The following is a 12,018-nucleotide window of genomic DNA, read 5'->3' on the forward strand; positions in this document are numbered from 1 at the left end:
ATACACAATATTTTTATTTGTCAATTTGCTTTGTCAACGTTAAGTTGCGAACAATAAAAGTGCAATATTTAGTTAAAAATAAAAAAACAAACAATACCATTAAACTATTAAATATTCGCGCTTGCCCCATAATAATTAAACCATAATTTTCAATAGCAGGCTCACTTTGGCAGCCTAAATATTGAATCGAAAACTCTCGTATACGGAATCCGTAGATATCCAATATTAGAGTGCTCGGCGAGATTAAAGCAGCAAAAAGAATCATAAGTATAAAGCCTAAAGCAACATGAACTGCGTTTAGAGACAAATATATAGCTTCACATACCAGTAAGTAATAAAAGCAATAGATTAAAGTTTTCTTGAACAAAGGCCTCGTTGTTATTGAGCTATCATAAAATGGCTGTTGCGGTAAATCATGTCGATTAAGAAATTTAGTAATTATAAACGTGATATATGAGGGTAAAAATATACAAATGAATATTACAAGGGACGTTATTCCAATTTCAGTCTGCACTTCAATAAAAGCTCTAGCTGCGTCGATAGTAACAGGATCGTTTTGGCAACCTAAATAAGTAGATTTATTTTGTGCTGTATAATAAGCATTTCTGCCAAAGAGTAGCCAGCTGAGCATTAGTAAGTTAGATAGAAGTATGCCTCCAATTAAAAAGCCATCCTTAGAACCTGAACTATACCAACAATATATTATTTCGCAGACCAACAAATAAGGTAAAGAAACAATTAATGCAGTTTTAAATGGATGCCAACCTGTGATTGAATTCATCAAGTAAACCTAACGCCTCATTAAAAGGCTAAAAATAGTGGGCTAAAATGGAGCGGAGCGAACAGCCCGCTGTTTTTAGTCCTTTTGAATGACTTATAAGCCTTCTAAGCTAATATTGAAGATAAGTGCTTTTCAATTCTTGCAACAATGCGATCCCGCTTTCGCTCCCAAGTAGACGACGACATTGAATTACTTAATGAAAAGTCATTTTCAATTTTATCTTTTAATGAATTTAGCTTCAGTGTTTCATTGATCTTTAAACCTTGGGATAAAGGTATTACACCTTTAACATCAGAATAATCTAGTGGAGGGATAATCATGGGAATGTGCTCTTTTGCTAATACCCAAGTTGCACCCATTTCGCATAAACAAACAGGACTTTTATAAAAGTTCTCTGACAGGATAAAAATAACCAGTGAATCCGATGATAATTCTTCTTTTATTTTATCTAGAAAATTTTCACCTAAATCGATTCCATACCCTTCAAATGAAGTACAAAATATTTGATTAGATTCAAGACCTATAGTTTCTAATAATTCTACTACTTCTTCCACTACATCAGCATCTGCTGATGCATGGCTAATAAAAACTTTAGTTAATGGTTTTTCATCATTTAAAGGTTCAATTATCTCGGGTTTTTCTTCCATCATTTCTTCAAGATATTGATAAATTGATGTTATAAGCATTTTAAAGTCTTGCTTAAATACCCTTAAGTGATCAGAGGTGTAATCACTTGAAGATGTAACTATAAAAACCCTATAGTGAAAAGTTAATGCACTAAATTGTTCAAATTCAGTGGATTTTTTACCAAATACTTTGATAAGGGTTCTTTCTACTAAATTTTTCCAACTTTTAAACTCAGGATCGCTGCTACTTTCAACAGTTACTGCTACAGATTTTTCAATAAGCTTCTGTAATAAAGATATTTTCTTATCGTTAGTCATATTACTCCATGCCAAATTAGAGGCTTATCGCCCTGTTAAGGGGCAAAATTTAGTTGGCTAAAATGTTGAGGGACGAAAACAGCCAACTGTATTTTGTCCTGCTTTAACAGCTTGTTATAAGCCACTTACTACCAAACTTAATAGTTTTGTAATTACTGAACTAAACCAATTAAACCCTGAAAAAGCGGTAATTAACCAATAGATTAACACTAAATTAATTGATAAAAATATTATAAAGTAAACCTGAGTTATTTTGTAATTGCCACCAACCTTTAAACCATTTTTAGGAATAAAGGTAGAAGTAAAGCCAAGCAATGAATAACCCAATGACCAGAGAATAAAAAATGCTATATCTAATGTAATTAGAGCAGAGTGAGAATAAGCTAAAACTACAAAAGAGATAGCCATAAATGCACGATAAATAGAAGGCAAATACTCAGAGGAATATTCACCTAAATCTTTGGGATCTTGAAAGTAATGTTGCTCTGGCTTTTCAGTAAAAGCAAAACTAGCTAGTAAACAAAGATAGATAAATGAATGAACACCTAAGCCCAACTCTATTAATACACCGATAACAAAAAACGCCATTAAAGCCCAAAAATTCAATTGGCGATTTTCTAATTTGAGAATTTTCGAAACTACCATGTTAACGCAAAACTTCCTGTGGCTTATAACGCCCAAATAACGGGCTAAAAATAGTGGGCTAAAATGGAGCGGAGCGAACAGCCCGCTGTTTTTAGTCCTTGTTGATTTGCTTATAGTTCGACCAAGCCACTTAATTTCATAAAGTAACTTACTATTAGATTAGGTGGAACATGCTCCTGTTGGTTACGAATATTGAATTGCAAACATCCAATGTTTCTAACAAGACGTTCGAACCAACAGAGCAACTCGCTTCAAAACGCATACTCAGGGATTGCCTACCACGACTTTCTATAAGACCTGCGAGAAACGAGATTCAAGCACATTCCACCGTTAACTTTACGCGTAGGAGCTGAAAAATGAAAGCATATAACGTTAATGATTTCGCTGCCTTAATCGGCATTGATTGGGCAGATAAAAAACATGATGTTTGTGAACACCCCATTCACTCCAAAAAATACCACTATTCTATTATTAAGAGCACGCCAGAATCATTACACGACTGGGCAATGAGTCTTAAAAAACGCTACCCCAACCAGAAAATTGCGATCGCCTGTGAACTAAAAAAAGGCCCGATCATTTATGCATTATCTAAGTACAGTCACCTCGTTCTATTTACGATTAATCCCTCAGCTGTCGCTAATTTTCGTAAAGCCTTCACGCCAAGTGGTGCTAAAGATGATCCTACAGATGCATTTCTACAAGTTGAAATACTCACATTACATATGGATAAATTATCCATCATCGAGCCTGAATCAGCGGCTATACGCTCGCTAGCACAACTGGTTGAATATCGACGAAGCTTAGTACAAGACAGTGTCGATATATCGAATAAGATAACCGCCACATTAAAGAATTACTACCCACAAGCACTTGAATGATTTAAAGAAAAAGACACATATATCTTTTGCGACTTTATCAGTAAATGGCCATCTCTTGCTAAAGTTAAACGAGCAAAGAAACAAACGCTCTTAGATTTTTTTAACAGTCATAACTCACATTATGCCCATGTTAATGATGCCCGCATATTAAGTATTAAAAATGCTATGCCGCTAACAGAGGACACCGGCGTGATAGAGCCTAATCAGCTTTTAATTGAAGTGCTCATTGTACAATTCAAAGTGTTACTAAAAGGGATTGAATCGTTAGATAAAGTGATAAAGCGTGCCTACAAAGCACAAAAAGATAAAGTTATTTTTGATAGTCTCCCCGGTGCAGGGCCACAACTTGCGCCGCGCCTATTGGTGGCATTTGGTAACAATAGAGATCGTTACCATGATGCGTCTGAACTACAAAAATATGCGGGTATTGCGCCGGTAATTGAACGTAGTGGCAAAAAAATGTGGACACATTGGCGCTACAGTTGCCCTACCTTTTTGAGGCAAACATTTGTTGAATGGGCAGGATTTTCTATTCGTTATTCATTTTGGGCAAAGGCCTATTATGAACAACAAAAAAGCAAAGGAAAACCACATAATAGCATCATAAGATCACTGGCTTTTAAGTGGATAAGGATCGTATTTAGATGTTGGAAAACAAATACACCCTACAATGAGTCGACATATTTAGCGGCATTGAAAAGAAGAGGCTCACCACTTTTAAAATTTGCAATAAATAGCTAAATTTTACTAGTTGTCCACCTCAGGGCGTGTTGTTAGCAATACCTACCACCAAGCTGCTCTTATGTTTTTTTATATAATAACCACCAAGCCAAGTAATTAGCAATGATGCCCCAATAACCACCTGCCAAAAAGATACACCTAAACTCTCCAATGGGAGGCGAACAACAGTTTCAGCGGCAAAGGCAGCCCATAAACCAACATAAGACCATGACATTCCGGAGTAATGCCATTGTAGCCAGTTATCATGATGCCTAAATAAAAGAGGAGATAAAATACCGAATAAAACGGTTAATAATGAAAATACAGCAAGAATATGAAATGGACCGAATGTAAATAAAACGTGAGTAAACAAAGCGGTTATATTCATAGAAATCATTGATGCTACATAAATATAACCCACTTTTTTATGGGTAAGTGTGCCTTTTGTTTTGAATACTACGTAAGCACCAGAAATTAAAGCTACTACAGCTAAAATAGTATGGAAAGCACCTATTGTTGACTCAAATATATCCATATCGCTAAACCTCCATGTATTGCTAACAATTTAGTAGGATGCAACTTGCCTCTTATACAGAAAAAAAGTTTCCACCTTATTTATTTTATATATTAATAACAAATCTTTGCAGCCAACACCACTTATTACCTACAGATAAAAACAAAAATTTCGCTTATAGACGAAATGAGGCAACATGCCTCATTTCTTGACTTGGGGGGAAACAAGTTACAACTGCATTTAAATACTCAGTAATTAAACTAAATTAAGAACAGGAAGATGAGGCATCTAGGTCTGCTTTAGGCTCAGCCTGTGTGAAAACTAATTATTGTAAGTTTTCATTATTGAGGGTTTATATCAGCTCTTTATAAGGCTTCGCGTAGCGAAGCCGATATTTATGAATATTCATGCTTTATATTTTTTATTCGTTCAAAATTGCTGATATTGGCTCCTATTTGGAACATATTTGGGCCTTTTAAGGAAAGAGTTACCTCTTACGGAAATATCACTTCCTTCATCAATATTTCTGATCCAAATATACTGAGCATTCTTTTTAAATTATACGCCAATACATGCAGGTTCAATTCTGTACTGACATTTTTAAACCCTCTTGTTAAAAGGTGCGTGGCTCCTGCCCACAACTTAATCGTACCAAAGGGATGTTCAACCGTTTGTTTTCGTTGAAGCATCGCATCAGGCGTTGCTTTGAGCAAGGCTTCCATTTTTTCCATATCGGCTTCATGGATCCAACGTCTCATTCTTCTTGGGTCTTTTTTAGAACGGGTACATTGGCTTCGAATAGTACAATTTTTACAAGCCATACCATTGAAGTAAATTTTGATATCCAACCCTCCTTCTATCGCATTGAATCGATGTTGAAGCTCATTGCCCGCAGGGCAAATATAAACATCATTATCTTGATTGTATTGAAACAGTGACTTGTTAAAAATCCCCTTCTTTTCTGAGCCTGATGTATCGGTTTTTGGTACAAGAGTCGATACACCTAAATCTTGAGTATCTTTAATATCTTGTCGGCTGTAATAACCCTTATCTGCCAATATTGTTGTAACACTTTTCCCTAACACTTTTCCCTAACGCTTTAAGTGTCAGTTTGGTCATATTGCACAACTGACCCCTATCTGTTGTATTGGTGACTTCGTGAGCAACAATTAAATGATGTTTCGTATCCACAGCGCTTTGTATGTTATAGCAAATAGCTCGTGTCATGCCCTGTGTTTTCATCAAGCGGGAATCAGGATCGACTGTTGATACTTGTTTATCAGGATGATTATTGACGGCTAATTCCATCTCTTTTAGTTCAACGAGGTGTTGTTTTAGGAAATCTAATTTAGATTCAATATTAGCAATGTATTGTGATGCGTTCTCTTGTGAATCTGACTGTTCAAGCTTCAAAAAATAATTATTGATATGTTTTTCTACTCGCTCAATATGAGACTTCATTTTACTCGGTGTGTAGTTTTTATCTTTGTTGTTGGATGCCTTAAACTTACTACCATCAATAGCAACAGTCGCTTCACTAAACATATTGAATTTATGACACATTTGAACGAAGGTTTTACAGGTGTTTTTAATCCCACGATGGTTATCTTTTCTAAAGTCAGCAATTGTTTTAAAGTCTGGTGATAAACGCTCCGTGAGCCACATAAGTTCAACATTACGTTGTGTTTCTCGCTCTAGACAGCGTGATGACTGAATTCGGTTTAAATAACCATAGATATAAATTTTGAGTAATACGGCGGGGTGATAACCAGGACGGCCAGTTGCTTTAGATTGAACACCTTTAAAACCAAGGTTTTCTAAATCTAACCCATCGACAAATACATCAATTACTCTAACAGGATTTTCTTTAGCGACAAAATCATCAAGCATCTCTGGAAATAGGGTTGCTTGGGAGCGAGATAAACCTTTAATATGACGTGACATATAGCAAACATGTAATCAATTAACCATATGAATATTATAGCAAATATAGAGTTATTCATTATGTTTTTTTGAGAACGATTGATCATAAGTATTCGGTTTTTATTCGAAAAAGTGATCAAAACGTTTTCACACAGTCTGGGCTCACAGTTGCCATAAAGTAAATGAATGATTACATCTATTTTTATAAATACTTAAAGTTTTTTAGGGTGGCAAACTTAAATGTAATTGGCTGGCAACGCTACATGCAATTGGGTGGCACTGATGGTAGATATTTTCCATTTAATGTGTAAAATCTATTTTTGCTATTATGCAGACCTATTTGTAGTTATTAAAAATTAGCTGGTGTTGTTGCGCTAACAATTTTACATACTTCACTAAAAGGGTTTCTAAAGCGATGAGGTTTATTATTATCGAAATAATAACTGTCGTTGGTATTGAGAATAAATACTTCAGATCCTACGGTAAGTTCAATTTTTCCTTCTAGAATAAAACCGCCTTCTTCGGCATCGTTTTGCAGCATTTCAGTGCCGGTATCCGCATTTTCAGGGTAGGTTTCGACTAAAAAAGTCATCTGTCTTTTCGGGAAAGATTTGCCGACTAAATGCATGTGCACATCGCCTGAGCCAATATCCATTAATTCATCTGAGGTATAAACTACTTGTTGAATTTTTTCCTCATTATTATCTTCTGTGAAAAATTCAACTAACGAAATAGGTATGCCATTAAGTACTTTTTTCAGTGAACTAATAGATGGGCTTACGCTATTTTTTTCAATCATTGAAATTGTACTATTGGTGACACCCGCTTTTTTGGCTAGTTCACGTTGAGACATATTTCTGATTAATCTAATAGACTTAAGTCTTTTGCCTACATCCATTTAATTTCCTTTAAGATTCAAACTATTATTTTGAATATATTTTTCTGAATTATATAACGAGAACTTGGCTTAAGTCATTAGTTGCGTTAAGTTGTTAATTATAATTTACGAAGTGTTTGTTTTTGTGGGCGCTGGGACTTAAATTTAATTTAATAATAAGAGCAATTTTCGATGACTAAAGTACATACACCTAACCATGCTGATTCTTATTACTTCTCTTCATTAAAATATCAACAAGATTATCCTAGCCTTCAAGAGATCATAAATGCTGATGTGTGCATTGTCGGTGGTGGGTTTAGCGGTATTTCAAGTGCGATAGAGTTAGCAGAACGCGGTTATAAGGTTGTGGTACTTGAGTCTCATAAAATTGGCTGGGGCGCGTCTGGGCGAAATGGAGGTCAAATTATTCGCGGTATTGGCCAAAATATTGAGGGTTTTAGAAAAACAATTGGCCAGCAAGGCGTTGATGCGATCACTCAATTGGGATTTCAAGCTAACCAAATTGTTATCGACCGTATTAATAAATACAAAATTGATTGTGATCTCACTATGGGCTATTGCGACCTTGCAACGCGTGACAAACATATGAAGTCGCTCGAAGCTGAAGTGAAACACCTGAATCGTTATCAATATCTACACCCTATTGAATTATTAGGTAAGACGGAGCTTAAGAAACAAGTTATAGGATCTGATGCTTATATTGGAGGCTTAATCGATATGGGGAGCGGACACTTACACCCGCTCAATCTTTGTCGAGGTGAAGCACAAGCTGCAAGTTCAATGGGCGTAAAAATATTTGAAGACTCTAAAGTAGAAAAATTTACGGCCGGTGAAACTATTGTTATAAAAACCGCAAAGGGTGAAGTAAAAGCTAAAAAGCTTATTCTTGCAGGTAATGCTTATTTAGGCGAGCTTGCCCCTAAAATAGCACATAAAGTATTACCCGCAGGTAGTTACATAATCGCTACAGAGCCACTAGATGAAACCGTTTATAAAAAATTATTACCCAATAACCATGCGGTATGTGATCAAAAAATTGATGTAGATTATTTTCGTTTATCTGCTGATAAGCGTTTGTTATTTGGTGGTCTTTGTAACTATTCAGGTCGAGATCCTAAAGATATAGCAGCAACGTTAATCCCTAGAATGCTGAAGGCATTCCCTGAGTTAGCCGACATTAAAATCGATTATCAATGGGGCGGTATGATAGGGATAGGTGCTAATCGGCTGCCGCAAATTGGCCGTTTAGATAAAAATATATATTACGCCCAAGCGTATGCCGGACATGGCGTAAACATTACGCATGTTGCTGGAAAAATACTTGCTGAAGCTATTCATGGTGAGTCTGATTTAATTAATCACTTTGCAAAAGTGAAACATTTTACTTTTCCGGGTGGTAAGCACTTGCGCTCCCCCTTACTCGCTATGGGTATGATGTATCATCAGCTACTCGATAAATTTTAGAAAGTACGATATTAATTAACCAAAAACACACCCAAGTAGTATTCGTTTTTTTAAGCACAAATCATTACAAGTTATTAAAATGTTCACCTGAAATATTAATGGACGTAGCTAGATTTATAGCACTCAGTTGCGCAGACCCTTTATTGTGTCTATTCTTCGTATTCTGAACACTATACTAATAAAAGGCTTCGTCATGAACATTAAAATTCCCACCAAACGTATTAATTTATTTATCTGTGGCATTGTATTGATGAGCATTTTTGGGTGTTCTCAACAACATAAAACAATAGCTACAGTAAAAGTAGCACCATCTGAACAAGAAAAATTTAGAGTGATTTTTGGTGGCACAGATGTAGGTGGAATGTTAGTTAATCACGATGCGGGAAACATCAATATTGATTTTTCATTTAGTAATAATGGTCGTGGTGCTAGCAGTAAAGAAGTTCTAAAGTTATCAAATTCTGGTTTACCCATTGAGTGGCGAATTACAGGGAAAACGGTATTCGGGAATGAGGTTGATGAACAATTTAGCTTGCAGGGTAATAGGGCGGTTTGGCAAAGTTCAGCTGAAAGTGGTAGCGCAAAATTTGACAATAATGCAATCTACATTGCACAAAATGCAAGTCCGTACGCGCTTTACATTTACGCTAAAGCCTTACTAGAACAGACCAGTCATTCATTGTCAGCACTTCCTGCTGGCGAGCTCACCATAACCCAAGTCGATGCCGTAGAACTTAGTGATGTTAACGGCGCTATGGTTAAGGCGTCAATTTATGCGATTAATGGTATTGAGCTTGACCCAAGTTATATTGCGCTTGATAACAAGCATAATATGCTTGGCTATATATCTCCGCGCTTTGTGGTTATTCGTGAAGGATTAGAGAAACAAAATAAAACTTTGAGCGATTTAGCTGCTAGTTTGAATGCCAGCCGATTTGAAAAAATAGCGAAGAGAGCAACACACAACTATGAACACCCTGTACGAATTAATAACGTCCGAATATTTGATCCTGTAACTATGCAGCTCACTGCTGCTAAATCGGTGCTGATTGAGAAAGATAAAATTACGGCTGTTGAGCCATCGGTCGATATCGCAAAAAATGGAGAAATTCTGATTGAGGGTAATGGCGGTACATTAATTCCTGGTTTATATGAAATGCATGGTCACATGAGCGATAACGACGCACTACTTAATGTAATGGCTGGCGTAACTTCAGTTCGAGATATGGGTAACGAGATAGAAGTACTTGACGCTTTAATTAACAAAATTGAAAGCAATCAAATTATTGGTCCTCGCATTACTAAAAGCGGCTTTATTGAAGGAAAAAGTGAGTTTTCAAATGCTACGGGTGAAATGGCTTCGACTGAGCAAGAAGCCGTCGACCTTGTTAATATGTATGGTGAAAAAGGAGGCTACTTCCAAATAAAAATATACAGTTCGATTAATGGTGAATGGGTACCTGCAATGGCGAAAGCAGCGAAAAATCATGGCATGCGCGTGACAGGTCATATACCCGCTTTCTCAACCGTTGATGAAATGATTGCTGCAGGCTACGACGAAATTACCCATATTAACCAAGGCATGCTCAGCTGGGTACTAGATAGAGAAGAGGATACTCGTACGCTTTATCGCATTACCGGCATGAAACGTTTCGTTGACTTAGATCTTAATAGCGAAAAAGTGCAAAGTACCTTGAACACCATGGTTGAAAAAAACATCGCAGTTGATCCCACTATTGTTATTCATGAATTTGGCTTAACAGCTAGAAATGGTAAAACCCGCATTGGCACAAAAGATTATATAGACAACATGCCTGTTGGGGTTCAAAGAAGTACGAAAGTTGCCTTATTAAATGTTGCTGATCAAGAAGAAGATACCGCCTACCTATCGGCTTTTGATAAAATTATTGAAACACTCGCATTGATGCATAAAAAAGGTATATTTCTTGTTCCAGGTACCGATTTAGGTGGCGCTTTTGAACTGCATAGAGAGTTAGAGCTGTTTAAAAAAATAGGGTTATCTAACGCAGAAGTTTTACGCAGAGGTTCATATGATATGGCAAATTACTTAGGCTATGGCGAACAATTGGGCAGTATTGAAGTTGGTAAGCTTGCTGATTTTTTCTTAGTTCCCGGCAATCCGATATCAGATCTTCGCGCTATCAAAACTGTCTCGATGGTTGCCAAGGGGGGGCCATTTATTTCCCGAGTGAAGTGTACCCTGAGTTCGGTATCAAGCCTTTCACGACAATACCTACGGTAATTGAGAACGATTAGTTTTTTTAAGATGTTTATTATACCAGGCTTATATATTAATCTGATCATTTATACTGGTTAAAATGGGCCAGTACTGCGTTATTTAATTAATCATTATCGCTGCATGAATGCAGCTTATTAGACAATGCAGGAGCGAATTGTCCTAATACCAATTGAAATAAATAATCGATCATTTTAAGGCGGTTTAAATCGTCAATAACTGCGTTGTTTTCAATCCCAATAGCCCGCTATTACTCAATCAAACGCCTTATTCTTGAACAATTTATCCTCGCTTAAAATTGGTCAATAACTTATTACATTTGGTATAACAACTCGTTATTAAGATAAATGCCTTGTGTTTGGCCATTTTCCCTACGTATAAAATAGATCACCTCATTAATGAAATGGGTATTAAACATTGCTCGAGTTTATAAGCGAAGGCATAGAGGTTGCGCGCTTTAATCGCTTATCTCTATCTCACTCATTAGCTGATCATTTCAATGGGTTAAAGTCATCAATTACTGCGTTTTTATGAAATTATTAGTACAGCATTGGTGATGCATGGGGAGTGCTTATTGGGCAACGCAGGTGCATATTGTTCTTTATAACGAGTTATTAGAATAGAAGCCTTATACTGACTCGTTTCCCCCAACGTACAATGTAGCTGCGAATTAATGTCAATTTTATCGAGGGGGAGCTTATTAAATAAACGTTGATGTTATCGTTCGCGCTTTATTTCCTGATGTTAGCACACCATTCTTGTCCTCTCCTGTACGCAAAAATTAATTATTTATGTCCAATCATTGTTATTAGCCAACTTACGGGCTCCGTTAAAACGAAATATATCTAACATGCCAATTCAGTTAAATTATAAATTAGCCTACCCGTTAGAGGATAATGTAAAGTAGATATCACTCAGCTTCCAACCGTAATAATCTAACCTGTCATCGTTATTTATTCACTATACCTCCCCTTGATTAAAATACTCTATTTTC

The 12,018-nt window shown here is 36.3% G+C and carries 7 protein-coding genes and 2 pseudogenes; 3 read left to right on the forward strand and 6 right to left on the reverse strand.

All coding sequences use genetic code 11. The features are described from left to right. Positions 1-13: 13 nt before the first annotated feature. The 3 genes from A3Q33_RS13940 to A3Q33_RS13950 all read right to left on the reverse strand — a co-directional run bounded on the left by A3Q33_RS13940 (position 14) and on the right by A3Q33_RS13950 (position 2,370). Positions 14-781, reverse strand: a complete 768-nt coding sequence (locus A3Q33_RS13940; RefSeq protein ID WP_081180466.1) for a hypothetical protein — start codon at positions 779-781, stop codon at positions 14-16. A gap of 104 nt (positions 782-885) precedes the next feature. Further along, entirely contained in the window at positions 886-1,725 is an 840-nt protein-coding gene (locus A3Q33_RS13945; RefSeq protein WP_081180467.1) for a toll/interleukin-1 receptor domain-containing protein, read from the reverse strand. Positions 1,726-1,839: 114 nt separating this feature from the next. Next, positions 1,840-2,370 (reverse strand): hypothetical protein, encoded by a 531-nt coding sequence (locus tag A3Q33_RS13950; RefSeq protein ID WP_081180468.1) that lies wholly within the window; start codon positions 2,368-2,370, stop codon positions 1,840-1,842. Between the two features lie 356 nt (positions 2,371-2,726). On the opposite strand from A3Q33_RS13950, the pseudogene A3Q33_RS13955 reads away from it, so the two are divergent. Continuing rightward, a pseudogene (locus A3Q33_RS13955) lies at positions 2,727-3,989 on the forward strand (IS110 family RNA-guided transposase). A gap of 19 nt (positions 3,990-4,008) precedes the next feature. Here the strand turns inward: A3Q33_RS13955 and A3Q33_RS13960 are convergent. The 3 genes and pseudogenes from A3Q33_RS13960 to A3Q33_RS13970 form a co-directional block, all read right to left on the reverse strand. Beyond that, a complete protein-coding gene (locus A3Q33_RS13960; protein WP_081180469.1) occupies positions 4,009-4,503 on the reverse strand; it encodes a DUF2306 domain-containing protein in 495 nt (164 codons plus the stop codon). A gap of 473 nt (positions 4,504-4,976) precedes the next feature. Then, positions 4,977-6,426, reverse strand: a pseudogene (locus tag A3Q33_RS13965) (IS1182 family transposase). 328 nt (positions 6,427-6,754) lie between these two features. Beyond that, a complete protein-coding gene (locus tag A3Q33_RS13970; RefSeq protein ID WP_081180470.1) occupies positions 6,755-7,303 on the reverse strand; it encodes a cupin domain-containing protein in 549 nt (182 codons plus the stop codon). Positions 7,304-7,474: 171 nt separating this feature from the next. Between A3Q33_RS13970 and A3Q33_RS13975 the strand changes: the two genes are divergently transcribed. Together A3Q33_RS13975 and A3Q33_RS13980 are read left to right on the forward strand one after the other, a co-directional pair. Next, positions 7,475-8,767, forward strand: a complete 1,293-nt coding sequence (locus A3Q33_RS13975) for an NAD(P)/FAD-dependent oxidoreductase (protein ID WP_081180471.1) — start codon at positions 7,475-7,477, stop codon at positions 8,765-8,767. Between the two features lie 193 nt (positions 8,768-8,960). Continuing rightward, the gene (locus A3Q33_RS13980) at positions 8,961-11,030 is read left to right on the forward strand and encodes an amidohydrolase family protein (protein ID WP_196797960.1); all 2,070 of its coding nucleotides are present in this window, start codon (positions 8,961-8,963) and stop codon (positions 11,028-11,030) included. Positions 11,031-12,018: the final 988 nt, after the last annotated feature.

The sequence above is a fragment of the Colwellia sp. PAMC 21821 genome (assembly GCF_002077175.1).
Classification (GTDB): domain Bacteria; phylum Pseudomonadota; class Gammaproteobacteria; order Enterobacterales; family Alteromonadaceae; genus Cognaticolwellia.

Coding starts and splice junctions, on each gene's coding strand:
- A3Q33_RS13940 (WP_081180466.1), bottom strand. CDS start 781: ATGAATTCAATCACAGGTTGGCATCCATTTAAAACTGCATTAATTGTT.
- A3Q33_RS13945 (WP_081180467.1), bottom strand. CDS start 1,725: ATGACTAACGATAAGAAAATATCTTTATTACAGAAGCTTATTGAAAAA.
- A3Q33_RS13950 (WP_081180468.1), bottom strand. CDS start 2,370: ATGGTAGTTTCGAAAATTCTCAAATTAGAAAATCGCCAATTGAATTTT.
- A3Q33_RS13960 (WP_081180469.1), bottom strand. CDS start 4,503: ATGGATATATTTGAGTCAACAATAGGTGCTTTCCATACTATTTTAGCT.
- A3Q33_RS13970 (WP_081180470.1), bottom strand. CDS start 7,303: ATGGATGTAGGCAAAAGACTTAAGTCTATTAGATTAATCAGAAATATG.
- A3Q33_RS13975 (WP_081180471.1), top strand. CDS start 7,475: ATGACTAAAGTACATACACCTAACCATGCTGATTCTTATTACTTCTCT.
- A3Q33_RS13980 (WP_196797960.1), top strand. CDS start 8,961: ATGAACATTAAAATTCCCACCAAACGTATTAATTTATTTATCTGTGGC.